The organism is Rhodococcus sp. I2R (genome assembly GCF_020889545.1).
Lineage (GTDB): Bacteria > Actinomycetota > Actinomycetes > Mycobacteriales > Mycobacteriaceae > Rhodococcoides.
Window position 1 is genome coordinate 78,118 of sequence record NZ_JAHUTG010000009.1, and the last position, 26,898, is coordinate 105,015.

The following is a 26,898-nucleotide window of genomic DNA, read 5'->3' on the forward strand; positions in this document are numbered from 1 at the left end:
GTGCTGGTACCCGAACGTCGTCGACGATCCGACTTGGTCGTCGCGGCGATCATCGTGACGGTCGCGTCACTCGTCCTCGGGCTGATCTGGCTCGGAAGCGATGCGCGCGGCACGACGTCGGTGACAGCTCAGACTCCTCTGCCTCCGGCACAGGCGGCTTCGACTGTGCCTGCGTCGTTATCGGAACTGTGGCGGGCTCACAGTCCGGCCACATCGACGCCCGTGGTGGCCGGCGGCGCTGTGGTCGCGGCCGACGGCGGCAGTGTGGCCGGTTTCGATCCGGCGACCGGTTCGCGGGCCTGGGAGTACAGCCGAGACAGATCGCTGTGCGACATCGTCGGCGCCTGGGACTCTGCCGTCGCGGTGTACCGAGACGAGCGGGGATGTGCTCAGGTCACCGAACTGAATGGATCAACCGGTGCCCGCGAGAAGCAGCGCACCTCCGACGCGGACGCCGCGATCGAGCTCAGCGAAGATGGGACCTACGTCACCTCGAGAGGTGACACGAGGCTGGAGGTGTGGCGCTCCGATCTGGTCCGCACCCTCGAATACGGCAGAGTCGATGCACCGGTCAATCCGGATGGCCAACCCAGATCCGGATGCACCCTGCTTTCCTCGGCATCGAACAGCTCTCGCCTTGCCGTTCTCGAAAGTTGTCCCGGGGACGCTGCGGCCAGGCTGACCACGCTCCATCCCGCACCCGAGGATCCGCGGGAACCGGAGGAGTTCGGCTCGACTATCGTGACCGCGCTGACCGGCGCAGACGGACCGATAGCCGGTGCGGCTGTCCTGGCCACAGTGGGTGACCGCGTGGCTGTCGCCATACCCGAACATGATGACGCTCCGGCAGCAGTGGCTCTGTTCGATGGCGTTTCCGCGCCCGTGATGGAATTCGACCTACCCGAGGAGCTCACGGACGGTTCCGAGTTCGACCAGTCCCCTGCCGTGATCGACGCGGCGAGTGTCTTCAGTTGGTGGACCGGAGCGGGAACGGTTGCTCTGGCGCTGGGCGATCTGTCCCCTCGGTGGATGATGCCGGGGGCACTCGGACCGGGGGCGCTCATGGCTGGACGATTGTTGATTCCGGTACCGGGTGGCATTGCCGTAGTCGAGGCCGAGACCGGTTCGATCGAGCAAACCATTGCATTCGATCGTGGCGATTACTCTGGGCCGGTCTCCACGGCCGTGATCGGCGATATCGTCGTCGAGCAACGCGGCGACGAACTGGTCGCGCTCACCGCCGACCGCTGAGCCGTCTGGCGATCGAGCGCAGCGTCAGTCGGCGGGCGAGTAGGTCGCGAGCGGCGAACCCTTCTGCCAGTGGGCCAACAAGTTCTCGGAAAGTTCGCGATATGCGATCGCGCCCTTGTTCTTTCGTCCGGTCAGGACGGTGGACCCGGATGCCGATGCTTCCGCGAAGCGCACGGTACGCGGGATCGGCGGCGCCAGAACCGGAAGATCGTAGCGATCGGATACGTCACCGAGCACGTCGCGACTATGCGTGGTCCGTGCGTCGAACAACGTCGGCAATGCCCCTAGCAGTGTGAGGTCCGGGTTGGTGATCTGCTGGACCTCGGACACGGTCCGCAGCAGCTGACCGACCCCCCGATGAGCCAACGTCTCGCACTGAAGCGGAACCAACACCGATTGCGCCGCGGTCAGGCCGTTCAGCGTCAGAACACCGAGGGAAGGCGGGCAGTCGATGATGACCACGTCGAAGTCGTCGACGATCGGGGCCAACGCTCTCTTGAGTGCGTACTCGCGCCCGGCACGCATCAGTAGCAGCGCTTCCGCCCCGGCGAGATCGATGGTGGAAGGCAGCAGCATGATGCCCTCGGCCGTCTCGATGAGAACGTCGGCAGCGTCGGCGTCCCCGGTGAGCACCTCGTGCACCGAGGAGTCGAGTTTGTCCGGGTTGTGCCCCAGCGAGAAGGTCAGACACCCTTGCGGGTCGAGGTCCACCACGAGGACTCGTTGTCCGAGCGCATGCAACGCGGCCGCAAGAGACGCCACCGTGGTGGTCTTTGCGACGCCGCCCTTCTGGTTGGCAACCGCTAGTACTGTCGTCACAGGCTAGATCCTTGCCTACATCTGCTCGCAGAGCCAGGGACCGACAGTTGTGGGCGAGTCGGACTATGAGACTCGACACGGCATCATGTCCAGCATGACCGCAATCGACATTCCCTCCGGACGCATCGTGCTTCTGCGCCACGGCCAGACCGACTGGGCGAGAACCGGCCGCCACACAGGGAAGACGGATGTACCGCTCACGAACATCGGCGAGGAGCAGGCGGTGGCTGCGGGAGAATTGATCGGCGAGTTGGATCTTCGGACGCCTCTCGTTGTCAGCAGCCCTCGTGCACGTGCGAGGAGAACGGCTGAGCTGGCCGGCTTGACGGTCGATCGTGAGTGGGATGCGCTCTCGGAGTGGGACTACGGCGACTACGAAGGTCTGACGACTCCTGAGATTCGCCAAACGGTGCCGCAGTGGACGGTGTGGACCTACCCGTGCCCGGGCGGCGAGACTGCGAACGAGACATCCGCTCGAGCCGACTTGGTTCTCGAGGTAGCCCTCGCGGCGCTCGCGGACAGGGACGTGGTGCTCGTGGGACACGGGCATTTCTCGAGAGTGCTGTTGACGCGCTGGCTGGAGCTCCCGGTCACCGAGGGGAAGCGTTTCGCGATGTCACCCGCGGCGTATTCGGTACTGGGCTTCGAGCATTCGTTTCGGCAGTTGATCGTTCACAACATCCACCCGTCGGTTCGAACCGGCAGGGATCACCGGACCGAGGACGTACGCACCTAGGCCGCGTCGTCGCCGTGGTCGTGGGCGTATTCGGCGGCCATCCACTGCGAGGACGGTGGACTGAACAGCAGCACGAGGATGGCGAGCACACCGATTCCGAGCAGCGCGCCGTAGAGGGGTTGATGCGAGTCGGTGAGCAGTGCCCACACCACCGGCAGCAGAAGCAGTTGCACGACGAGGGCGACGGCGCGTGCCCACCGCTTGCCCAGGACGAGCGCTATGCCTGCCGCTCCGACGATGATTCCGATCATCGCGAACCATCCCGCTGTGCCGTAGCCGTTTGCCACGGCGTCCTGCACTCCGTTTACCGCTCGCACTACCAGGACGACGGCCGCGACGAGGGCGATGAAGCCTTCGAGTGCGACGAGGACACCGGCGGCCCTGAACGTCGAGGGTGGCACCTGGGGCAAGGATGGCGTCGACACCGGGCCAGCCTAGAACACGTTTCCGACCCAACAGGCAGGAGTGGAGCCAGCGGAACGACCCAACAGGCAGGAGTGGAGCCAGCGGAACGACCCGTTAGGCTGATCTCCCGTGCGCGCGCTGCTGATTGTCAACCCGAATGCGACGTCGACGACCCCGGCTGCGCGGGATCTTCTGGCGCACGCTCTGTCGAGCCGTGTTCGTGTCACTGTCGCCCATACGACGCACCGGGACCACGCTGCGGAGCTTGCCCGTGAGGCTCGTGAGGATGGCGTTGGGTTGGTCATTGTGCACGGCGGTGACGGCACCGTCAACGAGGTGATCAATGGTCTGCTCGGTGTGCCGTTGCCGAAGTCGATGCGTTCGGTGACCATCGGCGCAATTCCTCCGTTGGCTGTGGTGCCCGGGGGAAGTGCCAATGTGTTCGCGCGGTCGCTGGGGATCGAATCGGATCCGGTGGCGGCGACCAATCAGTTGATCGACCTTCTGGCAGCGCGGTCGCGTCGGACGATCGGGCTCGGTCACTGCGACAACCGGTGGTTCACCTTCAACGCGGGTCTTGGACTGGACGCTGAGGTGTGCCAGGCGATCGACGCGAGCCGCAAGGAGGGAAAGCCGGTGTCGGCGACTCGGTATGTGCGGGCAGCGGTCGGCGCATTCTTCCGTAACAAACGTCACGATCCGAGGTTGACGGTCGAGATTCCGGACCATGATCCGGTGGCGGGTGTTCATTACGCTTTTGTTTCGAACTCGAGTCCGTGGACGTACCTCGACGAGCGGCCGGTCGAGACGAATCCCGGTACGTCGTTCGACACCGGCCTCGGCTTGTTTGCGATGACGACAACGAAGGTACTACCGACTCTGATGTTGTCACGGAAACTGTTGTCGCCCGGATCGAATCTGAAGTCTCGCAATCTTTTTCGGGTGGACGACGTCCCAAGAATTCGTATCACCGCCAGCGAACCCATCGGTTTGCAGATGGATGGTGACTTCATCGGGATGCGCACGGAAGCGGAGTTCTTCGCGACACCGGCAGCGCTGGAAGTGGTGGCGCCGACACCGCTTCCACGGTGAGATTCGCTCGATAATCGGCCGCCGACGAGGCGATACGTGGCAGTTTCGGTGGAAAACTTCTGCGCGAACGCCGCCAGGCGAGTACAAAGGTGCAGAGGAAGCTGAATGCAGCCTAACAGAGTGAGCTTGACCACGGTCACGCGGCTATCTCTTGACTTCCCCTAAGTTCGTGAAAGCATTCACAAGCAACAGTGCGGAAACATTGCATACGCACAAGTGAACGACAGCGGAATCTAGAACGAACAACGACGATGAAATCGAAACGGCGCTTCGGCGCCCGGTAAGGAGCAGAGGATGGACTGGCGCCACAAGGCTATTTGTCGCGATGAAGATCCGGAGCTATTTTTCCCTGTGGGAAACAGTGGTCCGGCGCTCGCGCAGATCGCCGATGCCAAGGTCGTCTGCACGCGGTGTCCTGTCACTGCCGAGTGCTTGTCCTGGGCTCTCGAGTCCGGCCAGGATGCCGGCGTATGGGGCGGCATGAGCGAGGACGAGCGTCGCGCTCTCAAGCGTCGCAACGCACGGACGCGGGCTCGTAGCTCCGTCTGATGCCTGTCGGTGTGCACGCAAGCGCACTCCACTGACGACACCCGCATTACAGAGAACGATCTCGGTGCAGCAAACAAAGAACCCGGCTCACTCGAAAGAGAAGCCGGGTTTTTTGCATCCGATCTCGCGATCACAGGCGCGGGGCACGCCGTCCCAGTGGGACCCTCAGCGATGCATCGGTCCCGCCGCCCGGCGCGGGTCGCAGGCCCAGCGACCCACCCAACTCGACCGAGACGAGCGTGCGCACGATCTGAAGTCCCAGTCCCTCTGACTTCTCCAGCGAGAATCCGGTAGGCAATCCGCGCCCGTCGTCGCCGATGACCACATCCAGCCACCGGGCGGAGCGAACAGCGGAAATGCGGACGATCCCCGCTGTCCCCCCGTCGAACCCATGTTCCATTGCGTTCTGCACCAGCTCGGTCAGAACCATCACCAAGGGGGTGGCGCGTTCCGCGGAGAACACGCCGAGCTTTCCCTCTCGAACAACTTGTACGCGCGGGTTCACGGTGGCGACATCGAGCATGATCGGAACCAGTCGTGCCACGATCTCGTCGAGATCGATCTCCTCGTCCACGGACATCGAGAGCATCTCGTGGACGAGAGCGATCGACGTCACACGCCGAACGGATTCCGACAAAGCCGTTCGAGCTTCTGCGTTGTCCAAACGGCGAGATTGAAGTCGAAGCAACGCTGCGACAGTCTGCAGATTGTTCTTGACCCGGTGATGGATCTCGCGAATGGTTGCGTCCTTGCTCAGCAACGCGCGGTCTCGACGCTTGACCTCGGTTACATCGCGCACAAGCACAACGGCCCCTACGGACCGGCCGTAGGGCCGCAGCGAAAGAGTCCGGATCAGAACTGTCGCTCCTCGCGCATCCGCCTCCATCCGGTGGCCTTCACTACCGGTGAGCGACGCGCGGATGTGGTCGGCGATCTCTTGTGAGTCGAACGGATCGGTGATCAGGGAACGTGTTACCGCAGCGAGGTCGCGCCCCGACAGTTCGGTGGTCAGGCCCATCCGATGGTAGGCAGAGAGCGCGTTCGGGCTCGCGTACACAACTCGCCCCTCGGTATCGAGGCGAATGAACCCGTCACCGGCGCGGGGGGACGAATTGACGTCGGTTCGCTCGACCGGCGACGGGAACGTTCCTTCACTGATCATTCGGCACAGATCATCCGCGCATTCCCTGTACGCGATCTCCAGCGCACTGGGCGGCCTCAGCTGGGTCGGGTTGGTGTCTCGGGTCAGCACCGCGATGACGTGCTCGCTGCACCTGACCGGGACACTCTCCGATGTAGCGCCCTCCCCACGCACGATTTCACGGGTGAGGAGCGAATCGATGACGCTCGGATGCTCGAATTCCGACACGATCGTCCCCACCATGTCCTCGGTGAAAGCCGTGGGTGCCGTGGTGGGCCGACACTGCGCCACGCACAGGACTTTCGCGTCAGGGCTGCTGCCGACATCATCGGTGCCAACCCATAACAGGACGTCGGCGAATGACAGATCCGCCAGCAGTTGCCACTCCCCGACCACCCGCTGCAGGTGGTCCACCGAGTCGCCCGGTAGATCGGTGTGCTCGGCGAGCAGGTCACTGAGCGTGGACACGACGCGGCCCGAGACTCAGGACACGACGGCGATGAGATCGCCCTTTTGGATGACGTCGCCGACTTCGACGTCGATCTTGCTGACCGTGCCGGCGGCCTCCGCCAACACCGGGATTTCCATCTTCATGGACTCGAGGATGACCAGGGTGTCACCGACCGTGACCGTGTCACCTTCGTCGACGACGATCTGGAACACAGTGGACACCATCTCTGCGCGTACGTCCTCGGCCATGGCAGTTCCTCTCGATCGGGGCTGATTCGCAGCTGGTATCGACCACCCCTGGAAGTACAGCCAATCACACGTGAAAGACTGTAGTGAATCCGCAGAGAGGAACTCATCATGGGTAAGCGTGGGCGCAAGAAGCGCAGTCGTAAGAACAACAAGGCAAACCACGGCAAACGTCCGAACGCCTGACGAGTTGCCGCAAGCACGAAAGAGGCCGGGAAGCGTGAGCTTCCCGGCCTCTTTCGTGTGCAAGTGCCCGCCCGTGAGCGAGACCCTCACCTAGCGGTCGCCCTCGGCCTGCCTGATGAGTACGGTCCGACGAATTTCGACACTGAGTCTCTCGCGAAGTCCTTCGGGGGCCTGATCGCCTCCGCACTTGCGGCTGATCAGACTCTTGACCTTCTCCTCGATGCCGTACACCGCGAAACACGATCCACACTCGTCGATGTGACGTTGCAGTCGCTCACGACTGGCGATGTCGCATTCATTGTCGAGCATCAGCCATACGTCGGCGATGACGGCGGAACAATCGAGTTGCTCGAACTCGCTGCTGCCGTCGTCCGGCGCGCCACCGATGCGCGATGCCTTCTCTGCCTCCGAACTCACTGCGAAACCTCCTGGTCGTGCCTGTCGACCGCGCCGTTGCGATTGAACCCGCGCTCGCGCGCCACACCTGAGAGCAGCCCTCTGAGCTGCTTGCGACCGCGATGCAGCCGCGACATCACAGTTCCGATCGGAGTGCCCATGATTTCGGCGATTTCCTTGTACGGGAAGCCCTCGACGTCGGCGTAGTACACCGCCATTCGGAACTCCTCGGGCAGCGACTGCAACGCGGCTTTGATGTCGTTGTCCGGTAGCGCGTCGAGCGCTTCCACCTCAGCCGAACGCAGACCTGTCGATGTGTGCTCGGCGGTCGCTGCCAGCTGCCAGTCCGTGATCTCGTCCGTCGGATACTGGGCCGGCTGCCTTTGCTTCTTCCGGTACGAGTTGATGTAGGTGTTGGTGAGAATCCGATACAGCCACGCCTTCAGATTGGTTCCTTCGCGGAACGATCTGAAAGCGGAGTACGCCTTGATGTAGGTCTCTTGAACGAGGTCCTCGGCGTCTGCCGGATTACGCGTCATCCGCAGAGCTGCGCCGTAGAGCTGATCCAGCATCGGCAGCGCGTCGCGCTCGAAACGCTCGGTCAGCTGCCTTTCGGACTCGATTTCCGGTTGAGTCGCCTGAGCTGGGCTCTCGACATCCTCCACGCTGATCCCTTCGGTAGCCATGTTCGACCAGGTTACCGCGGGCGTGGACAGATCCTTCACGTAGATCGTGCCGACTTCCGAGCCGGCGCGCGTTGGGCGCCCGATGGTCGTCACTGCCACAGTGGATCCTCCCTCTCAACCTCGTGTGCACACTTGCCGGTGAACACGCTCTTCGACGAAGAACACCGTCAGCTGCCTCGCTGTTCCCGCTCGCTCAGCTCCCGCTCGCTCAGCTCCTGGTCGCTACAGTGACCACCGTGTCCGCTGCGCCCACCCCTGCCATCGCAGCATTGATCCGCGCAGCAGTCCCCCATCACATACACACCTACGAGCACGATCCGCGAGCCCAGTCCTACGGAACAGAGGCGTCCGAGCTGCTCTCGGATCGGTTGAAGCTCTCCCCCGACCAAATCTTCAAAACGCTCGTGGTGCGGCGGTCCGACGGCACCCTGGCGGTCGCTGTGCTCCCGGTCACGCGGTCGCTTTCGCTCAAGCGGGCGGCGACAGCGCTCGCGACACGCAAGCTCGTCATGGCCGAACGAGTCGAAGCCGAGCGGTCGACGGGGTACGTCTTCGGCGGGATCTCACCGCTCGGTCAGAAGCGGGCGTTACCCACCGTCGTCGACGACTCCGCCCTTCACTGGAGCCGCGTGCTGTGCAGCGGTGGCCGACGTGGGCTCGAGGTGGAGCTCGATCCCCGCGAACTGGTACGTCTGACTCGCGCGGTGACCGCTCCCGTGGCGGCGCACTGAGCACGATGCGCAAAGATGGACGGGTGACTACCTGGACCGCGCCGTCGACCTCCGCACCCGTCCACGCGACGGTCGCCCTCCCCGGGTCGAAATCCATCACCAATCGCGCACTGATCATTTCGGCTCTGGCGAGTGGCGAATCGACCATCTCCGGTGCACTTCGCAGCCGCGACACCGACCTGATGATCTCGGCTCTTCGGCAGATCGGTGTACGCATCGATATCGACTCGGTCGACCCGACGATGCTGACGGTGACCAACGCCCCACTGCACGGCGGCTCCATCGACTGCGGGCTGGCCGGAACGGTCATGAGATTCGTTCCCCCGTTGGCCACCCTGGCGGCGGGCACGGTCTCTTTCGACGGGGACGAACAGGCCCGAACCCGCCCCCTGGACACGATCCTCGGTGCACTGCGATCCCTCGGTGCACAGGTCTCCGGAGACGCCCTCCCGTTCACGGTTACCGGCGCAGGCCGGCTCAGAGGTGGGGAAGTCGACATCGACGCCTCGGGATCCTCGCAGTTCGTATCGGGTCTGATGTTGTCGGCGGCCGCCTTCGACGACGGCATCACCGTCCACCACATCGGCAAACCGGTCCCGTCGATGCCGCACATAGAGATGACCGTCGAGATGTTGCGACGCGCCGGTGTTCGGGTCGAGACTCCAGGAGACAGCGGTGACGCAGATACCTGGCGCGTTCGGCCCGGCCAGGTGAATGCCGTGAACTGGGCCATCGAACCGGACCTGTCCAACGCCACACCGTTCCTCGCAGCAGCTGCTGTGACGCGCGGCGAGGTCCGTGTTCCCAACTGGCCTTCTTCGACGACCCAGCCGGGCGACGCGATCCGCGACATCCTCGGGTCGATGGGCGCCGATGTCACCGTGCGCGAGGGCACCCTCCTCGTCCGAGGTCCCGGCTCTCTGCACGGTATCGACATCGATCTGCACGAGGTCGGCGAATTGACCCCGACAGTTGCCGCGCTCGCCGCGCTCGCCGATGGGCCGTCCCATCTCCGAGGCATCGCACACCTTCGCGGACACGAGACCGACCGACTCGCCGCGCTCGCAACCGAGATCAACAGACTGGGCGGGTCGGCGACGGAGACGGAGGACGGCTTGCGCATCGAGCCGGCATCGCTGCACGGTGGGCTGTGGCACGCTTACGCCGATCATCGGATGGCGACGGCCGGCGCCATCCTCGGCCTGGTCGTTCCCGGCGTGGAGGTCGACGACATCGGCACGACGTCGAAGACGCTGCCCGGATTCGAGTCGATGTGGGCAGACATGCTCGCGGGTACGCCTGCGCGGGAAGGGATGTCGTCCTGATCAATCGCCGCTACGACGAATCGGACGTGCGGGTACGTCCGGGGAAAAGCACGCGTCCGCGCACGAAGACGCGGCCGGAACACGCCGATGCTGAATCGGCAATGGTGGTTTCGGTCGATCGGGGACGCTGGGGTTGCGTCCTCGGTGGTGACCCGAGCCGCGGTATCGTCGCGATGCGGGCTCGTGAACTGGGACGCACTCCCATCGTGGTCGGGGACGACGTCGACATCGTCGGCGATTTATCCGGCAAAGTCGACACCCTCGCACGCATCGTCCGGGTGGCAGAGCGCCGCACCGTACTGCGGCGCACGGCCGACGACACCGATCCCTACGAACGGGTCGTCGTTGCCAACGCCGAGCAGTTGTTGGTGGTCGCCGCGCTGGCAGACCCACCGCCGCGCACCGGGTTCGTCGAACGCGCCCTGGTCGCCGCGTACGTAGGCGGGCTCGAGCCCATCCTGTGCCTGACGAAGAGCGACCTGGCCGATCCTGCCGAGTTCACCGCCGCCTTCGCCGATCTCGATGTGCCCGTGATCCTCGCCGGGCAGAGCGAGGATCTGACCGAACTGACAGCCACTCTGAACAACAAGCTCACCGCGCTGATCGGCCACTCGGGCGTCGGAAAGTCGACGTTGGTAAACAGGCTGGTCCCCGATGCTCACAGAGCGACAGGGATCGTCTCAGGCGTCGGCAAAGGTCGACACACCTCGACGCAGTCGGTGGCGTTGCCGCTGCCGGGCGGCGGATGGGTGGTCGATACACCGGGGATCCGCTCGTTCGGGCTTGCCCACATCTCGCCGGAAAACGTTGTCGCTGCGTTCTCGGACCTCGCCGAGGCGATCTCGAACTGTCCGCGTGGTTGCACGCATCTCGGACCACCTGCAGATCCGGAATGCGCTCTCGACGGGCTGACGGGAGACGCCGCTCGCCGCGTCAGCGCCGTACGATTGCTGCTCGAAGCCGTACGCACGAACGACGCCTGGTAGTCGTCGCTCCCAGGCGTCGTTCGTCGTGCTGTACGGCTCTTTGCTAGGCGGCTCTCTTTGCGATGAGTCCGCGTATGCCCTTCTTCTTCTTCGATTCCGCGATGGCAGTACGAAGGCCGCGCCGTTTTCCGGTCTCGGGATCGACGGTCAGGAATCCGGCTGTGCCGCCCGCGAACTTACGTTCGGACGCCGTTTCAGGGGCGTCGTCGGCCGTGGCTCGGAGGTACTTGTTGGGCAGCGAAAGCTTGGCGATGGTCCGCCACGACAGTAGGTACTGCTTTCCGATCGACCCGGTCGTGTACGGCAGGTCGTACTTCTCGGCAAGTTCGAGCACACGCACCTTGATCTCCCGCAAGCGATTGCTGGGAAGGTCGGGGAAGAGATGATGTTCGATCTGGTAGCAGAGATTGCCGCTCATGAACTCCATGACCGGCCCGGCCTCGAAATTCGCACTGCCGAGCATCTGTCGCAGATACCACTGGCCCTGAGTCTCGCCCTCCATGTCGGCCTTGGTGAACTTCTCTGCGCCGTCCGGGAAGTGGCCGCAGAAGATCACGGTGTTCGTCCAGACGTTGCGGATCATGTTGGCCACGATGTTGGCGGTGAGGGTGCTCTTCCACGCGGGTCCGGTCAGCGCCGGGTACATCACGTAGTCCTTGGCGATCTGCTTGCCGATCTTCTCGAGCACCTCGCGACGCTTGCGTTCGAATTCCTCGCGCGGGATCCGCCCCTTGGCCACTTTGCCGAGCTCCAAATGCTGTGCAGCAACGCCGTATTCGAAGAACAGCTGCAACAGCAAGTTGTACACAGGATTGCCCAGATTGAACGGCTTCCAGCGCTGATCGCGGGTGACGCGCAGCAGTCCGTAGCCCACATCGTCGTCCATCCCGAGCACGTTGGTGTACTTGTGGTGGATGTAGTTGTGGGTCTGCTTCCAGTGTGCCGACGGGCCCGTGTTGTCCCACTCCCACGACGTGGAATGCACCTCGGGGTCGTTCATCCAGTCCCACTGCCCGTGCATCACGTTGTGCCCGAGTTCCATGTTCTCGATGATCTTCGCCGCACCGAGCATGCCGGTGCCGAGCAGCCAAGCCGGGCGTCTACGGCTGGCGAACAGTACGGCGCGACCGCCGATCTCGAGCGAGCGCTGCAGACGGATGGTGTTGCGGATGTACCTGGCATCGCGCTCGCCGCGCGAGGACTCGATGTCGCGGCGGATGGCATCGAGTTCGACGCCGAGCGCCTCGACGTCGGCGTCGGTGAGATGCGCGTATTCTTTGATGTCCGAAATCGCCATGGGTTGAAGCCCTCCCGGCAGTCGTCGGTGATGCACTTGGTGCACGTTCATCCACCACCGTACCGTAACCTACGGTTGCGTAGGTTACGACTGCGTAGGTGTGACTGACTTCACCCTATTGCGCTGAGCTTGCCGCATCAACTTGGCCTGCCGCTTGGCTTCCTTCTTCGCATTCCGAAGCGAGACCCGCGCCTCTGCGATCGCCGACCGCAATCCCCGTCGCTTACCCGTCAACGGGTCGATCCGTAGCGCATGCACGGTGGAGGCTTCACCCGAGCGGAAACGGCGTTCCGAACTGGTCTCGGGAGCGTTGTCCGATGTCGCGCGCAGCCATTGATCGGGCAGCGAGAGTTTGTGGATGGTGCGCAGCGCCAGCAGGTATTGCTTGCCTAGCGACCCCGTCGTGTAGGGGAGGTCGTACTTCTCACACAACGCATGCACGCGCTCCGATATCTCCTGATAGCGGTTGCTGGGCAGGTCCGGGAACATGTGGTGCTCGATCTGATAGCACAGGTTTCCACTCATGAAGGCCATGACCTTGCCGGCATCGAAGTTTGCGCTACCGAGCATTTGTCGCAGGTACCACTCGGCCCGCGTCTCCTTCTCGAACTGGCCCATGGTGAACTTCTCGGCGCCATCCGGGAAGTGGCCACAGAAAATCACGGCGTACGCCCACAGATTCCGGACGAGGTTCGCAGTAGCGTTCGCCGTCATCGTGCTCTTCCACGCCGGCCCGCTCAAAGCCGGGAACAACACGAAGTCCTTGCCCACCTGCCGCGCAATCTTTCGCCCGAAAGCGAGGTGCGCCGGGGACTTCCAGATCCGCTTCTTGTCTCCACCGTCGAGTCGCTTCTGCGCATCGAGATCGTGTAGCGCGATGCCCCACTCGAATGTCGTAGCGAGCACCACGTTGGCGAGCGGCTGCAGCAGGTTGATCGGTTTCCACGGCTCGTCGCGGGTCATCCTCAGGATGCCGAAGCCGATGTCGTGGTCCATACCGACGATGTTGGTGTACGTGTGATGCGAGTAGTTGTGCGCGCGCTTCCACTGCTCGGACGGACCGGTCTGGTCCCATTCCCAAGACACGGAGTGGATCTCGGGATCGTTCATCCAGTCCCACTGACCGTGCATGACGTTGTGCCCGAGTTCCATGTTCTCGATGATCTTGGACACACTCAACATTGCCGTGCCGATCAACCACGCCGGGCGATACTTGCTGCCCAGCAACACCGCTCGTCCCCCTAGCTCCAAACTCCGCTGGAGCCGGATGGTACGGCGAATGTATGCGGCATCCTTCTCGCCGCGTGAATCCTCTATGTCGCGGCGTACCGCGTCGAGTTCGCGTCCGAAGGATTCCAGGTCTTCTTCGGTGAGGTGTGCGAACTCCTTGATGTCCGTGATGGCCATCGTGGTCCTCCAGAAGTAAGGGGCGTTTCTCGAACGATACGTTCGCGTTATGACGCCGTTATCAGCGTAACCGAGGTTGCTGTGAAAGCCGTGTGTGCTCGTTCACCGACGACACCGGACCTACTCCGTCAAAGCTCGAGGGTGCAATCACCGGCAGCGGCGGAGATGCAGGTCTGAACGCGCTCGCCTTCACCGTGTTCCTTGCCGGATCGAAGATCGATCACGTGGCCCGCTGTCAGCGGAACCACACACGTCTGGCAGATTCCCATGCGGCATCCGAACGGCATTTGTACACCGAGGTTTTCACCGGCTTCGAGCAACGTGGTGGCACCGTCCACGTTTGCGGAACGATCGGATTTCGAGAAAGTCACCGTGCCACCTTTGCCGGAAGTGTCGGCGCGGGCGATCTCGAACCGTTCGAGGTGAAGCTTGTCCTCGATGCCCTCGTGCTTCCACGTCCGCTCGATGTCCTCGAGAAGCGCGGCCGGCCCGCACGCCCAGGTCTGACGAGTCCTCCAGTCCGGATACATCTCGTCGAGGGAGGCCAGCGCGAACTTGCCATCGGATCTAGTCAGCTGAATGTGCGAGGTGAACTGGGGATGACTCGACGCAAGAGCGCTGAGTTCGTCGCCGAACATCACTTCGTCCTCTGTCGGAGCGGAATGAATGTGCACCGTGTCCGGCATGTCACCGTGACGGTCCAGGGTGCGCAGCATCGACATGATGGGCGTGATTCCGCTACCGGCGGTGACGAACAAAATCTTGTTCGGTGGGGGCGTCGGCAGGGCGAAGTTTCCCTTGGGCGCAGCAAGGCGCACGATGGTTCCGTGCGGTACGCCGCCGACGAGGTGGCTGGAAAGAAAACCCTCTGGCATTGCCTTGACCGTGATCGAGATCAACTTCTCGTCCCAGTTGGGCGGCGAGGTCAACGAGTACGAACGCCAATGCCAGCGACCACCGATGTGAAGGCCGATGCCGATGTACTGGCCGGGCTGGTAATCGAAGTTGAATCCCCATCCGGGCTGGATGACCAGCGTCACCGCCGTCGCAGTCTCCTTCTTGACTCCCACGACTCGGCCTCGCAGTTCACGAGCCGACCAGAGCGGATTGGCAAGATGGAGGTAGTCATCGGGAAGCAGCGGAGTGGTGATGCGAGTGAAGGCACCACGAAGCAGGTTGAGCTTGGGCCGCTTCGGCGCGGAAACACCCGCGGCCGGGGCCTCCAACCACTTCTTGAGATCCATCCGGTATTTCATCCCCTCGCTCGATACAGTTGTCCGAACTCCTCGCAGGACGCCTCATGTCGAACGCCCCCTGCCAGGTTACGCTACCGTAGGTTACCGGGAAGCTGGCTGCAGTCAGAGAAATTCCAGCAGAAACTGTAGTTCCTGCGTCGCATACCAGGCGAGAGTGTGATCTTCAGCATCTCCCAGCACGAACTCGGCGTCCGCGTCACCCATGTCCGCCGCATCGATGATCGATACCGCCTTCTCGACCGCGGGCTCGGCCGCCTCGAGGTCGACGTGCACGGATGCGACCTGATCCATTCGCAAGGGTTCCTTCAGCCGCACCACGGAGTCGTCCAGGTCCGGCCGCAACGTCGGATCGTCGACATCCGCAGCGATCACGGCCCGACGGAACACAGCATCGCCGCGATCCTCGCCGTCCTCGTGATCGTCGAGGGCCGCAGCAACGAGACGCAGCGACGCCCTCGCCGCCTCGTTCATCGCCACCTCAGCCAGTTCTTCATCGTCGCCGGACGAGTAAGCCTCACGGAGCGTCGGCGTCACCGAGAAGGCGGTGCGACTGACCGGATGGAACTCTCCGTCGGCAACCAAGGTGCGCAGCATGGCAACCGTTGCCGGGACATAGACCCTCACGCGGACCTCACACTCTCGATTCGTTGCTGGCGTCGATCAGTTCCTCCAGCGCTTCGAACAGCAATGCCGTGATCACGTCGACGTCCGGCATCGCACCGCGATCGGCATTGAGACCGAAACACACGAAGCCGTCGTACGAGGTCAGTCCGATACTCAGTGCCTGATTCTCGAACAGCGGCGAAACGGGAAACATCTCCAACATACGGGCACCGCCGACGTACAGCGGAAACTGAGGACCCGGCGCGTTGGTGATGATCAAGTTGAACAGACGCTGCGAGAGCCGGCTGCCGGCGCGGGCCCCCATCGCGTGCAGACTCGCCGGAGCGAAACCCGAGATCGTCATCAGCGTCTGCGCGGTGACGCCCGGCGACTGCTTTGCGTGAGCCTCGGTCGCGTGAGCGATGTGCGACAGTCGCACCACGGCGTTGGGCTCACCGACCGGCAGGTCCACCAGGAAGGAGGAGACCTCGCTGCGCAGCTGCTCATCCGTTGGCTCCCCCTCGTGGTCGCCACTCAGCCGATCTGCGTACTGGTCGTAGCCTGCGCCCTCGTCCGAGACGTACACGGACATCGGAACCATCGCTCGCACCGTCGATGATGCCGTCACCGGTTCGCCTCGGGAGAGCAGCCAGTTCCGCAGCGCTCCAGTGACCACGGCGAGAACGACGTCGTTGATCGAGCACCCGAACCGGGTGTGGATCCGCCGATAGTCCGACAATTCGGTCTTCGCAACCGCGAAGCGTCGGTTGCGGGAGATCGGTGCGTTCAACGGACTCGAAGGCGCAACCTGCGCTGCGGTGCGAACCAGCGAGAACACCTTGCCCGACGCCGCCAGCACGCCACCTGCCACGCCCGCGAGACCGGCCGCGGCACCGCGGAGGACCTCGACGCTCTCGTTCGGCGACGCAATCAACTCGGTAATCGCGTCGAGGACCAGCGCGGATTCCTTCGGCTCCCGAGCGGGCATCCACAACTCCTCCGCCATGGCGACCGGGCTCTTGCTCGCGTCGAGAATCACCTGACCGATTTCGAGAGCCTTCTCCCCGTCCACCAGCGCGGAATGCGACTTGGTGAAGATCGCAAACCGGTTCTTCGTCAAACCCTCGACCAGATACATCTCCCACAGGGGCCGCGACCGATCGAGGGGCCTCGACGTCAGCCTGGCGACCAGGTCGTGCAGCTGCTCGTCCGTACCCGGCTTCGGAAGAGCAGATCGACGGATGTGGTAGGTGATATCGAAATCGCTGTCGTCCACCCACACTGGGCGAGCCAGGCCGAATGCCACTTCGCGGACTTTCTGCCGGTAGCGCGGCACCAGGACCAACCGCTGCTCGACAAGCGAAAGCAACTTCTCGTAGCTGAAGCCGCTGCGTGGAGTTCGGAACACAGCGAGCGAACCGAGGTGCATGGGTGTACTGCTCGCCTCGAGATAGTAGAACGACGCGTCCTGCGTTGTCAGCCTGTTCGCCATCGTGTGTACCGGTCCCCCGCTCTGGCTAGTCCGCACCGGACATCATTGTTCCCGGGATTCCGGAAAGCGTCCTGCGCTTGTCGAACCTAGACGAACCACGAGGCTACAGCCATCCGGCCCGAAAGCAGTGGAACCGATGGGCACGCCGATCCGTCTGAATTGAAGACAGGGCCCGATACACGCCAAGAGGTCCTCCGACAACAAAGGAGCGCCGTGGAGACGACGAACGGTTTCACTTCCTATTCTTTCGTCAGGCCTGCCCCGGTCTTCGAACCTCCAGCCGACGGCCACTGCCTCTGCAGTACCCGAAACACCGCCCGATGCAGTCGATCTTCGGAGAACACCGTTCGCTCCGGCAGCGACCGTCGAAGACCGTTTGCGCGAAGTCTTGGGACGCATCACGGGCCGGCCCGACACGACGCCGCCCGACGCGACGTGGATGTGCCGGAGGATGCGCGCCGAGGCGCGGAGCAGGCGCTGAGACTGCTACTGGAGGTGCTCGACCACCGACGGCCCGCCGAGAAAATGGGCAAGCTCTTCGCCCCCAATGTGGTCGAAGCGATCAAGACGATCGCCTCGACCCACCCGCCGGGACGCCGTCTGGGGCCGGCGTCGCTGCGCCGGGTTCACATCGCACGCTCGGCCCCCGACGCCGCTGAAGTGTTCGGTACTTACGCGCGGGGTCCGCGGGTGTTCGCGGTGGCGGCTCGCCTGGAGTATCGGGCGACCACTCGCAGATCAGGATGGACGATCACATCACTGCGGGTCTGCTGACGGAACAGCGACAGACCGGCCGCCCTAGCGCTTCTTCTTCCCCCTCGACGACTTTGGTGACTTGGCCTGCGCTCGAGCGGCCTCGCGTCGTTCACGGCGCGTCCCCTGCGCGGCCGCATTCCCACCCGTCGCCGCACCGGCTGCGCCACCCGTTCGGCGGACGGCCGTCCCGCCATCCTCGGCCGGACCCGAGAACGTCAGACGCTCTTCAGGCCGCTCGTCGAGCCCCTTTGCGCGGAGCGCAGTGGGCACCGGCGCTGCGGCAGTCTTCGCGGGTTCTTCTTCGCTCGGCGCCGGCGCAGGCTTGCTCGCACCGAGCGATGCGGCCGCGGGCGCCTTCGGCGGCGCGGAACTCTTGGTTCCGCCCGCCCCCACAGGCGAGGCAAGTCCGGGCGACACAGTCAGACCGGCACCGCGAGCCGGTCCCGCCGGCGCTGGTGTTGGTGTTGCTTCGACCTGAAGGTTGAACAGAAAGCCGACAGATTCTTCTTTCAACCCCTCGAGCATGCCCTGGAACATGTCGTAGCCTTCGCGCTGATACTCCACCAGCGGATCGCGCTGGGCCATCGCGCGCAGACCGATTCCTGCCTTCAGGTAGTCCATCTCGTAGAGGTGCTCGCGCCACTTGCGGTCCAGAACCGACAGCAGCACGCGCCGTTCGAGCTGACGCATGCCGTCCGGTCCCGCGATCTCCTCCACCTCGCGTTCACGTTTGGCGTAGGCCGCGCGTGCGTCCGCCAGCAGAGCCTCGAGAAGCTCGTCGCGGCTGAGATCGCTCTTCTCGCCGAGTTCGTCTTCGTGCGAGAGCTCCTTGTGGTCGAGTCCCACCGGGTAGAGAGTCCCCAGAGCGGTCCACAGCTGCTCGAGATCCCAATCCTCGACGTATCCCTCGGCTGTCGCGCCATTGACGTAAGCGGTGATCACGTCGGTGATCATGCCTTCGACCTGGCCCTCCATATCAGCGCCTTCGAGAATTCTCCGACGCTCCGCGTAGATGACGGTGCGCTGCTGGTTCATGACCTCGTCGTACTTCAGAACGTTCTTGCGGATTTCGAAGTTCTGCTGCTCGACCTGCGTCTGTGCGCTCTTGATGGCCTTGGAGACCATCTTGGCTTCGATGGGGACGTCGTCCGGCAGGTTCAGCCTCGTCATGATCGACTCGAGCGCACCGCCGTTGAACCGACGCATCAACTCGTCGCCGAGCGAAAGGTAGAAGCGGGATTCACCCGGATCGCCCTGACGACCCGATCGGCCGCGGAGCTGATTGTCGATGCGGCGCGAATCGTGCCTCTCGGTGCCGAGAACGTAGAGTCCGCCGGCGTCGCGGACAGTCTCGGCGTCAGCTTTCACCTGCTCCTTGACCGCCTCGAGACTGGTGTCCCACTCCGCCTGATACTCCTCCGGCGTCTCGACCGGATCCAGGCCCTTCTTGCGAAGCGCGAGGTCGGTGAGGATGTCCGGGTTGCCACCGAGCACGACGTCGGTACCGCGACCCGCCATGTTGGTGGCGACGGTGACGGCGCCGAGTCGTCCGGCCTCGGCGACGATCGTTGCTTCCTGTTCGTGGAACTTGGCATTGAGAACGCTGTGCACGACACCGCGTTTGGTGAACTGCTTGGACAGATACTCCGAGCGTTCCACGCTGGTGGTGCCGATCAGAACCGGCTGGCCCTTGCCATGCCGCTCGACGACGTCGTTGACCACAGCATCGAACTTGGCCTCTTCTGTCTTGTAGATCAAGTCTCCGTTGTCCACCCGAACCATCGGACGGTTCGTCGGAATCGGGATGACACCCAGACCGTAGATCTGGTGGAGTTCGGCGGCCTCGGTCTGGGCGGTGCCCGTCATCCCGGACAGCTTGTCGTAGAGGCGGAAGTAGTTCTGCAGGGTGATCGTGGCCAGAGTTTGGTTCTCGGCTTTGATCTCCACCTTCTCCTTGGCCTCGATGGCCTGGTGCATGCCCTCGTTGTAACGGCGGCCCACGAGAATGCGACCGGTGAACTCGTCGACGATGATGACCTCGCCGTCGCGAACGATGTAGTCCTTGTCCTTGGCGTACAACTCTTTGGCCTTGATGGCGTTGTTGAGGTAGTTCACCAGAGGCGAGTTCGCTGCCTCGTACAGGTTGTCGATACCGAGCTGGTCCTCGACGAGCTCGACTCCCGCTTCGTGCACACCGATGGTGCGCTTGCGAATGTCCACCTCGTAGTGGACATCGCTTTTCATCATCGGCACGATTCGGGCGAACTCGCCGTACCACTTCGAGGAGGCGTCGGCCGGACCCGAGATGATCAAGGGTGTACGCGCCTCGTCGATGAGGATCGAGTCGACCTCGTCGACCACCGCAAAATTGTGACCGCGCTGGACCAGGTCGTCCAGCGAGTGGGTCATGTTGTCGCGCAGATAGTCGAAGCCGAACTCGTTGTTCGTCCCGTACGTGATGTCGGCGGCATACGCAGCCCGGCGTTCCGCGGGCGTCATGCCCGCGAGAATCACGTCGACCTCGAGGCCCAGGAAGCGGTGGACGCGGCCCATCCATTCCGAGTCGCGCTTGGCCAGGTAGTCGTTGACGGTGACCACGTGGACACCCTCGTCGGAGATCGCATTGAGATACGCAGGCAGAACGCAGGTCAGCGTCTTGCCCTCGCCTGTCTTCATCTCGGCGATGTTGCCGAAGTGCAGCGCTGCACCACCCATGACCTGGACGTCGAAATGTCGCTGCGAGAGCACCCTCCACGACGCTTCCCGCGCAACGGAGAAGGCCTCGGGCAGGAGTTCGTCGAGGGATTCGCCGCCGGAGTAGCGCTTCTTGAACTCGGCGGTCTTCGCTCTCAGTTCCTCGTCGGACAAGCCCTCGACATCCGGGGACAGAGTGGACACGTGGTCAGCGATGTTCTTGAGTCGCTTGACCATGCGACCTTCACCAACACGGAGCAGCTTGGAAAACGACAGCGAAGGCACGGGCTTTCTCGTCCTCGATCCTCGGTTACTGATACTGGGCAAAAACTGATACTGGCAAAAACTGTTGCGGCGCGCCGCTCTGCGACACACACGGGGACTACACGAGCACTCGCGATCTGCATGCAGACGCGGTCCCGCGCGTCCATGGTAGGCGTTCTCGCGCGACCCACAGTAGACCCACCGCAGTCGAACAGGCCCGACCTGGGGTTTGCTTCCCAAGTCGGGCCTGTCTGTGTCAGCGAATCGGTGCGCTCAGGTCAGCCTGATGAGCCCGTAGTCGAATGCGTGCCGCCGGTAGACCACCGAGGGTCGATCGGTGGCGCTGTCATGGAACAGGTAGAAGTCGTGCCCGACGAGTTCCATTTCGTAGAGTGCGTCGTCGACACTCATCGGGGCTGCAGAGTGAACCTTGGTGCGAACGATCTGGCCGGGTCCGGTGGGCTCGTCTTCGAACGTGTCCAGGCGAGTCTCGGGGTCGAGCGCCAGACTGTCGTCCTCGGCCAATTCGGCGGTGGCTTCGGCTACCGAGACCGGGGTCTTCTCGCCGTAGTGGACCTTGCGGCGGTCCTTGGTCCGTCGCAGCCGGTTTTCCAGTTTCGACGTCACCGATTCGAGGGCCGCGTAGAAGCTGTCGGCGCTCGCCTCGGCACGGACGACAGGTCCTTTGCCCTTGGCCGTGATTTCGACGCGCTGGCACGCCTTGGCCTGTCGGCGGTTGCGTTCGTGCTGAAGTTCGACGTCGAACAAATAGATGGAGGGGTCGAATCGCTCGAGCCTGGAGAGCTTGTCGGACACGTATATCCGGAAGTGATCCGGGATCTCGACGTTGCGGCCTTTGACCACAACGTCCGCCTGGGTCTTGCTGGATTCGTCCGTTGGCTTCTCGTCGAAGAAGACCGATTCTTGTGAAGGGGTCGTCACGCGTACCTCCCGATATCGGCCGCGCCGCCGGTGCGACGCGGTGAATGCTCATTGCCGAGTGGGGAACCATCCGGCATCATTTTCGGCCGCATCACCTCCGCTGACGAGAAGTCGCAAACGCCCCGTCCGCACTACTAGGGCGTGATCGCGACGTTAGTCCGTCATGGGCCGGTCTGCCACTGTTCACCCGAAATTCGGGCGTGGCGGTCGAATACGTGTAGTGCTCACACTGCCGCGACGACGAGGACCCAGTCGGTTCGGATGCCGAAGGAGGAGAGGACGCGCACGGATTCGCATGCGGTCGCACCGGTGGTCAGAACATCGTCGACGAGCAGGATCGTCCGGTCCCGATGCTGAACCGTGGCGCGCGGTTCATCCCACCGCGCAGGCAAGAAGTCGATCCTTCCGGCCACGTTGGCTGCTCTCGCCGCAGCCCCCAGACCGACGGAATCGCGTACCCCCCTGCGCATTCGCAGCACCTGCGGTACCGAAACATGCTCCGGCGCCAGTACCCCGGCCGCCGCCCGAGCAAGGCGTTCGACAGGATCGCCACCGCGGCCGCGGGCAGCACGTGCACGCGTCGGTGCCGGGACGAGAACGAGGTCGGCGAGTTGGGGCGGGTCTATGTGACCGAGAGTGCGTAGCCGCGCCACAGTGCGGCTGACGGCACGTCCTAGAGGTGCCGCCAGGTCGCGCCTGCCACGTTCTTTCAGCGCCAGCACGGCGCCGCGACGCGGGCCCGTGTACGTTCCCATCGCCCAACACGGCACGCCGGGATCAACTCGCGGGTGCACTTCGAGTGGGGACGTCGTCAACTCGTCTTCGCACCGAGCACACCACAGCGTGCCCACTGCTTCACACCCTCCGCATTCACGCGGCAACACCAGATCCAGCATCGACGACAGTACAGAGGTCATGTCGCGCAGTATTTCTCACAGGTACGACATCTCACACAGGTACGACATCTCACACAGCTGCGACACTCGGGTTCGCACTCACCCCGGCAGGATCGGTATGGCTTTCACACCGGCGAGCCCGGCGACTTCGCGCCAGTATCGGTCACCGGCGGGGTCGTTGTTGTTCAGTTGGAATACCGCTCGCGAATCCGCCACGTACGCGGTGCTGGTGGACGCGTCCACAGCAAGCACCGGAGGTGTCAGGTTCCGGCTCGGCAGCGCATCGAGCCGCGAGCCGTCCGTGTTCACCTGGACAACCGGCACGTCGGTGGCGATACGCACCACGACCACAGCATCGCCGGTGCTCCAGTCGAGCGCGAGAGCGTCGCTCCCGAGACCGTTCGCCACCGCGCGCGGCGACACCAGTGAATGGGTTCCGTTCGCTTGGCGCACCACGGTGGCGACGTAGACCAGACCGTCGACGATCATTGCCGCGCGTACGCCGTCGCGGGAAAGCCGTAGATCGGTGATCCGCGCGCCGAGCGCTAGGACGGCCCCCGCATCGACCGGTTGGACCGAAACCTGGCCGTTGGTGGGGTCGCGCGCGGCTCGGATGACGTTGGTGCCGTCGATGACCGCCCAGGCGGCGTTGTCGTCGACTCCCCACGTCGGGCGGGTGATCGACTGGCCCTCGGCGACGGGGAACGCACCGCCGTCGTATCCGCCGATCATCAGCGTCGACGCCGGTTGCGGTGCCGGGCGTCCGGTGTCGGCCACGCCCGCGACGAGGGTTCCGTCGGTGGAGAGCGCCGCATACTGCAGATTCTCGACGGTGCCGAAATAGCCCGGCACCGGTGTGGTGTCGTTCTCGCCCACAGACACCAGTTTTCCACTCACCAATGCGTGCAAACCCACATCAGCGGCGGGTTCGGCGTTCGGGTCGAAGGACGCGACGTCGGCCGTCGTCCAGCCGTTCGGCATGTCATCGGCCAGCGGCTGGCCGTCGGCGAGCAACACGTACGGCCCCGCCACGCTCGCTGAGGCGAGGGTCCACACCACCTGCGCCGCCAGCAGTTCGCGATTCTGCGTGCCCATCGACTGCAGACCGTCGAAGTCGATACGCACTCCCCCGCCACCGACACCGACCTGATTGGTCCCACCTTCGGTGTCCGTGATCGGCCCGCGAATCCCTACATCGGAACCCAGTTCGTTCGATACCGCCGGCGCAAGCGTCGGCCTGGGTCCGTCGATCAACAACTGGACGAGTTGGTTGGCCATCTGGTTCGTTCCGCCGCTGACCCATCGAACATCCGGCACAAGCGCGGCACCGAGCGGGTCGACGAAGAACAGTGATTGACGCGCAAAGGCATTGAAGAACTGCGACCGATCCATGACCACGCCTGGCGGTAACTCGTTGATGCGCCATTCGCCGTCGACACGGACCATGGTGATGGCCGAGTCGACCGTGCCCGCGCCCGGCTGATAAACGCCGCCGGGTGCCAACAGTCCCACGATGTTCGACCGCAGGGTGAACTGGGCCTCGTCGTCCGTGCGCGGCCCGGTGAGCAAATCGACTGCGTCCGCGATGACCGTCTTGGCACCGTCATCCCAGGAGTTCGATGCTGATTCGGTGAGAAACTGCCTGGCGGCCTGATGTCTGTTGGCGCTGCTGGCACTCGCCGTGACGAAATCCCGCACCAACAGGTCCGGCTCACGTCCAGGCGCCGGTGGCGGTGGCGTCGTCGACTCGGCACCGCCGCTGAACGAGCCGATAGCCTGTGGGCTCGAGGACTCGGGAAGGCTCGCACAACCGGATACCACCAGCATCACGACCGCGGCGATCAGGAGCAACGATATTCGCGCGGGTGTCCGGTTCATGTCCATTCCTCCGGATCATCGGCAGTCCCCGCCGACACACCGAGCGCGCCGTTCGTACTCGGGGTGTCGAATTCAATCTGGGTGGATGCGGCGGGAAGCGGTTGCCCCTGCGCGTACCGTCGCGTGCTGGGTTTGAGCGGCAGCGGGCTACCGATCACTTTGTGCCCTCTGACCAGCGGTAGAGTCAGACGGAAGCACGCACCCTCGCCCATTGCACCCCACGCCTCGAGCTTACCGTCGTGAAGTCTCGCGTCCTCGACGCTGATTGCCAGTCCCAGGCCGGTCCCGCCCGATCTGCGCACACGCGACGGGTCGGAACGCCAGAAACGATTGAAAACAAGTTTTTCTTCTCCGGGACGCAGCCCTATGCCCTGGTCTCGAACCACGAACGCCGCCGCATCACTGTTCGCCCGAAGACGGATCAGCACGGGTTTGCCTTCGCCGTGGTCCAGCGCGTTGGCCAGCAGATTGCGCAGTATTCGCTCCACCCGGCGAGGGTCCACCTCGGCGATGACCGGGGCGTCGGGAAGATCGACGATCACTTCGGTTCCGGTCTCGCGGGCGAGATGGCGAACGGTGGACACCGCGGCGCGGGCGCACATTCTCAGATCGAGCTGTTCTGCGGCCAATTCTGCGACGCCGGCGTCGTGTCGGCTGATCTCGAGGAGGTCGCCAAGCAGGGTCTCGAACCGGTCCAGTTCGTTCACCAACAACTCGGAGGAACGTCGCAGAGCTGGGTCGAGGTCCGCGCTCCCGTCGTGGATCAGGTCGGCAGCCATGCGAACCGTCGTCAACGGCGTCCGCAGTTCATGGCTGACGTCGGAGGTGAAGCGACGCTGCAGGCTGCCGAACTCTTCGAGTTGCGTGATCTGTTTCGACTGGCTCTCGGCCATCTCGTTGAATGACATCGCCAATCTGGCCATATCGTCCTCACCGCGCACCGGCATGCGTTCCTTCAGCCGTCCGTCCGCAAATCGGACGGCGATACGCGAGGCCGAGCGGATCGGAAGCACGACCTGCCTCGCCACGAGCATCGAAATGGCGGCAAGCAAGACGAGAAGAACCGCTGCACCGATGAACAGAGTCCCGCGGACGAGCGAGAGAGTTCGCTCTTCGCTGCCGAGCGGAAACACAAGGTACAGCTCCAGGTCCGCGATATCGGAGGCCGTCGGGGTCCCGAAGATGATGGCCGGACCGGAGTAGCCACCCTGCTCGGAGTCGAAGACCGTCGCGTACTGCCAGCTGATCAGGTTACTTTGCACGAAGTTGCGAAGGCTCTGCGGTATCTGTGCCGCCGGGCCGACGGACGAGTCCGCGCGCACGCTGTCGCCTTCGACGATGAGTACTGGCTCGAAGGTGCCGGCCGAGCCCGCTGTCTGGCCGGCGTCGCTGTCCCGGTTGGACAGTTGGGCGCGCGCCCGTTCCAACCTCGCGTTGAGCCCGTCGGAATCCTCCGCGCCTGCCAGCGCACCCTCGACCGTGGTGCGTGAGCGCTCGAGTTCTTCGGTCGCGGCACTGATCTTGGCCTCGAGCAGACGGTCGGTGATCTGACCGGTGAGAACGGCGCCGAGAATGACGATGACGACCAGGGACAACGTCAGCGTCGAGACCACCACGCGAAGCTGAAGCGACCGTCTCCACGCGTGACCTGCCGACGTTCCGATCGATCGAAACCACCGCAAGAGCGGCGTGAAAGTACCGTTGATCTTTCGCCGCGAACGAGTGAACCAGATCACGGCGGTCCGGCCTTGTAACCGACCCCCCTCACCGTCAGCACCACCTCGGGATTCTCCGGATCCTTCTCGACCTTGGCGCGCAGCCGCTGGACGTGCACGTTCACGAGCCGGGTGTCGGCGGCGTGGCGGTATCCCCAGACTTGTTCGAGCAGGACCTCACGTGTGAACACCTGCCTGGGCTTGCGAGCAAGGGCGACCAACAGGTCGAACTCCAGCGGGGTGAGCGAGACCAGCTCGTCGCCACGACTGACCTTGTGGGCTGGAACGTCGATGACGATATCGGCGATGGACAGCAGCTCGGCCGGCTCGTCCTCGGTGCGGCGCAGGCGTGCGCGGACCCGTGCCACCAACTCCTTCGGCTTGAACGGCTTCATGATGTAGTCGTCGGCGCCGGACTCGAGACCGAGCACCACATCGACGGTGTCGGTCTTGGCCGTGAGCATCACGATCGGCACCCCGGAGTCGGCGCGCAGCACGCGGCACACGTCGATTCCGTTCATACCGGGAAGCATCAGATCCAGCAGTACCAGGTCAGGCCTGTTCTCACGGACCGCGGCAAGTGCTTGGGTGCCGTCGCCGACCACAAAGGGCTCGAACCCCTCCCCGCGCAGGACGATGGTGAGCATTTCGGCGAGAGCCGAATCGTCGTCGACAACAAGAATCCGAGGCTTCATGGTC

The 26,898-nt window shown here is 63.8% G+C and carries 26 protein-coding genes; 9 read left to right on the plus strand and 17 right to left on the minus strand.

The genetic code is table 11. The features are described 5' to 3' along the window. The gene (locus tag KVY23_RS11395; protein WP_230556481.1) at positions 1–1,251 is read left to right on the plus strand and encodes a PQQ-binding-like beta-propeller repeat protein; all 1,251 of its coding nucleotides are present in this window, start codon (positions 1–3) and stop codon (positions 1,249–1,251) included. Between the two features lie 24 nt (positions 1,252–1,275). Here KVY23_RS11395 and KVY23_RS11400 read toward each other — a convergent pair whose 3' ends face one another. Then, a complete protein-coding gene (locus KVY23_RS11400; protein WP_075839807.1) occupies positions 1,276–2,070 on the minus strand; it encodes a ParA family protein in 795 nt (264 codons plus the stop codon). Between the two features lie 94 nt (positions 2,071–2,164). Between KVY23_RS11400 and KVY23_RS11405 the strand changes: the two genes are divergently transcribed. Then, positions 2,165–2,806, plus strand: coding sequence for an acid phosphatase (locus KVY23_RS11405; protein WP_230556482.1), 642 nt, complete (start codon positions 2,165–2,167; stop codon positions 2,804–2,806). Here KVY23_RS11405 and KVY23_RS11410 read toward each other — a convergent pair. Continuing rightward, a complete protein-coding gene (locus KVY23_RS11410) occupies positions 2,803–3,231 on the minus strand; it encodes a hypothetical protein (RefSeq protein WP_075839806.1) in 429 nt (142 codons plus the stop codon). The genes KVY23_RS11405 and KVY23_RS11410 overlap by 4 nt on opposite strands. A gap of 109 nt (positions 3,232–3,340) precedes the next feature. On the opposite strand from KVY23_RS11410, the gene KVY23_RS11415 reads away from it, so the two are divergent. Together KVY23_RS11415 and KVY23_RS11420 are read left to right on the plus strand one after the other, a co-directional pair. Next, positions 3,341–4,303 (plus strand): diacylglycerol kinase family protein, encoded by a 963-nt coding sequence (locus tag KVY23_RS11415; RefSeq protein ID WP_230556483.1) that lies wholly within the window; start codon positions 3,341–3,343, stop codon positions 4,301–4,303. A 294-nt stretch (positions 4,304–4,597) separates the two neighbouring features. Beyond that, entirely contained in the window at positions 4,598–4,852 is a 255-nt protein-coding gene (locus KVY23_RS11420; RefSeq protein ID WP_026347946.1) for a WhiB family transcriptional regulator, read from the plus strand. A 130-nt stretch (positions 4,853–4,982) separates the two neighbouring features. Here KVY23_RS11420 and KVY23_RS11425 read toward each other — a convergent pair whose 3' ends face one another. Together KVY23_RS11425 and KVY23_RS11430 are read right to left on the minus strand one after the other, a co-directional pair. Further along, positions 4,983–6,461: a PAS domain-containing sensor histidine kinase gene (locus KVY23_RS11425; protein WP_230556484.1), complete on the minus strand. Its 1,479-nt coding sequence runs from the start codon at positions 6,459–6,461 to the stop codon at positions 4,983–4,985. A gap of 15 nt (positions 6,462–6,476) precedes the next feature. Continuing rightward, entirely contained in the window at positions 6,477–6,692 is a 216-nt protein-coding gene (locus tag KVY23_RS11430) for a biotin/lipoyl-binding carrier protein (protein WP_075839804.1), read from the minus strand. 108 nt (positions 6,693–6,800) lie between these two features. Between KVY23_RS11430 and KVY23_RS25270 the strand changes: the two genes are divergently transcribed. After that, on the plus strand, positions 6,801–6,875 hold the full coding sequence (locus tag KVY23_RS25270) for a 50S ribosomal protein bL37 (RefSeq protein ID WP_139318187.1): 75 nt from the start codon (positions 6,801–6,803) through the stop codon (positions 6,873–6,875). A 90-nt stretch (positions 6,876–6,965) separates the two neighbouring features. Here the strand turns inward: KVY23_RS25270 and rsrA are convergent, their stop codons facing one another. Both rsrA and KVY23_RS11440 read right to left on the minus strand, forming a co-directional pair. After that, a complete protein-coding gene (gene rsrA / locus KVY23_RS11435) occupies positions 6,966–7,292 on the minus strand; it encodes a mycothiol system anti-sigma-R factor (RefSeq protein ID WP_269417983.1) in 327 nt (108 codons plus the stop codon). Beyond that, positions 7,289–7,957: a sigma-70 family RNA polymerase sigma factor gene (locus KVY23_RS11440; RefSeq protein ID WP_075839820.1), complete on the minus strand. Its 669-nt coding sequence runs from the start codon at positions 7,955–7,957 to the stop codon at positions 7,289–7,291. The genes rsrA and KVY23_RS11440 overlap by 4 nt, the downstream gene beginning before the upstream one ends. A 236-nt stretch (positions 7,958–8,193) precedes the next feature. Between KVY23_RS11440 and KVY23_RS11445 the strand changes: the two genes are divergently transcribed. The 3 genes from KVY23_RS11445 to rsgA are packed head-to-tail and all read left to right on the plus strand — an operon-like array spanning position 8,194 to position 10,999. Next, entirely contained in the window at positions 8,194–8,688 is a 495-nt protein-coding gene (locus KVY23_RS11445) for an aminoacyl-tRNA deacylase (RefSeq protein WP_230556485.1), read from the plus strand. 5 nt (positions 8,689–8,693) lie between these two features. Further along, positions 8,694–10,013: a 3-phosphoshikimate 1-carboxyvinyltransferase gene (aroA, locus tag KVY23_RS11450; RefSeq protein WP_230556486.1), complete on the plus strand. Its 1,320-nt coding sequence runs from the start codon at positions 8,694–8,696 to the stop codon at positions 10,011–10,013. Then, the gene (rsgA, locus tag KVY23_RS11455; RefSeq protein WP_371829789.1) at positions 9,962–10,999 is read left to right on the plus strand and encodes a ribosome small subunit-dependent GTPase A; all 1,038 of its coding nucleotides are present in this window, start codon (positions 9,962–9,964) and stop codon (positions 10,997–10,999) included. The genes aroA and rsgA overlap by 52 nt, the downstream gene beginning before the upstream one ends. 43 nt (positions 11,000–11,042) lie before the next feature. On the opposite strand, the gene KVY23_RS11460 is transcribed toward rsgA, so the two are convergent. The 5 genes from KVY23_RS11460 to KVY23_RS11480 form a co-directional block, all read right to left on the minus strand. After that, positions 11,043–12,296, minus strand: a complete 1,254-nt coding sequence (locus KVY23_RS11460; RefSeq protein WP_075839802.1) for a fatty acid desaturase — start codon at positions 12,294–12,296, stop codon at positions 11,043–11,045. Between the two features lie 84 nt (positions 12,297–12,380). After that, complete coding sequence (locus KVY23_RS11465; RefSeq protein WP_075839801.1) at positions 12,381–13,703, minus strand: fatty acid desaturase; 1,323 nt, start codon at positions 13,701–13,703, stop codon at positions 12,381–12,383. Positions 13,704–13,831: 128 nt separating this feature from the next. Next, entirely contained in the window at positions 13,832–14,947 is a 1,116-nt protein-coding gene (locus KVY23_RS11470) for a ferredoxin reductase (protein WP_075839800.1), read from the minus strand. A gap of 114 nt (positions 14,948–15,061) precedes the next feature. Further along, positions 15,062–15,583 carry a hypothetical protein gene (locus tag KVY23_RS11475; protein WP_075839799.1) on the minus strand — a complete coding sequence of 174 codons (522 nt, stop codon included), beginning with the start codon at positions 15,581–15,583 and terminating at the stop codon, positions 15,062–15,064. Positions 15,584–15,590: 7 nt separating this feature from the next. After that, positions 15,591–17,054: a wax ester/triacylglycerol synthase family O-acyltransferase gene (locus KVY23_RS11480; RefSeq protein ID WP_230556487.1), complete on the minus strand. Its 1,464-nt coding sequence runs from the start codon at positions 17,052–17,054 to the stop codon at positions 15,591–15,593. A gap of 435 nt (positions 17,055–17,489) precedes the next feature. On the opposite strand from KVY23_RS11480, the gene KVY23_RS25275 reads away from it, so the two are divergent. After that, complete coding sequence (locus tag KVY23_RS25275; RefSeq protein ID WP_083667838.1) at positions 17,490–17,828, plus strand: Rv3235 family protein; 339 nt, start codon at positions 17,490–17,492, stop codon at positions 17,826–17,828. 24 nt (positions 17,829–17,852) lie between these two features. Here the strand turns inward: KVY23_RS25275 and secA are convergent, their stop codons facing one another. The 6 genes from secA to mtrA all read right to left on the minus strand — a co-directional run bounded on the left by secA (position 17,853) and on the right by mtrA (position 26,894). Then, the gene (gene secA, locus KVY23_RS11490; protein ID WP_075839797.1) at positions 17,853–20,789 is read right to left on the minus strand and encodes a preprotein translocase subunit SecA; all 2,937 of its coding nucleotides are present in this window, start codon (positions 20,787–20,789) and stop codon (positions 17,853–17,855) included. A gap of 252 nt (positions 20,790–21,041) precedes the next feature. Next, a complete protein-coding gene (gene hpf / locus KVY23_RS11495) occupies positions 21,042–21,710 on the minus strand; it encodes a ribosome hibernation-promoting factor, HPF/YfiA family (protein ID WP_075839796.1) in 669 nt (222 codons plus the stop codon). Positions 21,711–21,934: 224 nt separating this feature from the next. After that, positions 21,935–22,627 carry a ComF family protein gene (locus KVY23_RS11500; RefSeq protein ID WP_230556488.1) on the minus strand — a complete coding sequence of 231 codons (693 nt, stop codon included), beginning with the start codon at positions 22,625–22,627 and terminating at the stop codon, positions 21,935–21,937. 78 nt (positions 22,628–22,705) lie between these two features. Further along, positions 22,706–24,484, minus strand: coding sequence for an MtrAB system accessory lipoprotein LpqB (gene lpqB, locus KVY23_RS11505; protein ID WP_230556489.1), 1,779 nt, complete (start codon positions 24,482–24,484; stop codon positions 22,706–22,708). Further along, the gene (mtrB, locus tag KVY23_RS11510; protein ID WP_308070747.1) at positions 24,481–26,220 is read right to left on the minus strand and encodes an MtrAB system histidine kinase MtrB; all 1,740 of its coding nucleotides are present in this window, start codon (positions 26,218–26,220) and stop codon (positions 24,481–24,483) included. The genes lpqB and mtrB overlap by 4 nt, the downstream gene beginning before the upstream one ends. After that, a complete protein-coding gene (gene mtrA / locus KVY23_RS11515; protein WP_027496508.1) occupies positions 26,217–26,894 on the minus strand; it encodes an MtrAB system response regulator MtrA in 678 nt (225 codons plus the stop codon). The genes mtrB and mtrA overlap by 4 nt, the downstream gene beginning before the upstream one ends. Between the last annotated feature and the right edge of the window lie 4 nt (positions 26,895–26,898).

What these genes read in the sequence shown, in the direction of transcription:
- KVY23_RS11465 (WP_075839801.1), bottom strand. Translation starts at nt 13,703, where the DNA reads ATGGCCATCACGGACATCAAGGAGTTCGCACACCTCACCGAAGAAGAC.
- KVY23_RS11480 (WP_230556487.1), bottom strand. Translation starts at nt 17,054, where the DNA reads ATGGCGAACAGGCTGACAACGCAGGACGCGTCGTTCTACTATCTCGAG.
- lpqB (WP_230556489.1), bottom strand. Translation starts at nt 24,484, where the DNA reads ATGAACCGGACACCCGCGCGAATATCGTTGCTCCTGATCGCCGCGGTC.
- KVY23_RS11500 (WP_230556488.1), bottom strand. Translation starts at nt 22,627, where the DNA reads ATGACCTCTGTACTGTCGTCGATGCTGGATCTGGTGTTGCCGCGTGAA.
- KVY23_RS11440 (WP_075839820.1), bottom strand. Translation starts at nt 7,957, where the DNA reads ATGGCTACCGAAGGGATCAGCGTGGAGGATGTCGAGAGCCCAGCTCAG.
- mtrA (WP_027496508.1), bottom strand. Translation starts at nt 26,894, where the DNA reads ATGAAGCCTCGGATTCTTGTTGTCGACGACGATTCGGCTCTCGCCGAA.
- KVY23_RS11430 (WP_075839804.1), bottom strand. Translation starts at nt 6,692, where the DNA reads ATGGCCGAGGACGTACGCGCAGAGATGGTGTCCACTGTGTTCCAGATC.
- aroA (WP_230556486.1), top strand. Translation starts at nt 8,694, where the DNA reads ATGCGCAAAGATGGACGGGTGACTACCTGGACCGCGCCGTCGACCTCC.
- KVY23_RS11470 (WP_075839800.1), bottom strand. Translation starts at nt 14,947, where the DNA reads ATGGATCTCAAGAAGTGGTTGGAGGCCCCGGCCGCGGGTGTTTCCGCG.
- KVY23_RS11405 (WP_230556482.1), top strand. Translation starts at nt 2,165, where the DNA reads ATGACCGCAATCGACATTCCCTCCGGACGCATCGTGCTTCTGCGCCAC.
- KVY23_RS11420 (WP_026347946.1), top strand. Translation starts at nt 4,598, where the DNA reads ATGGACTGGCGCCACAAGGCTATTTGTCGCGATGAAGATCCGGAGCTA.
- KVY23_RS11460 (WP_075839802.1), bottom strand. Translation starts at nt 12,296, where the DNA reads ATGGCGATTTCGGACATCAAAGAATACGCGCATCTCACCGACGCCGAC.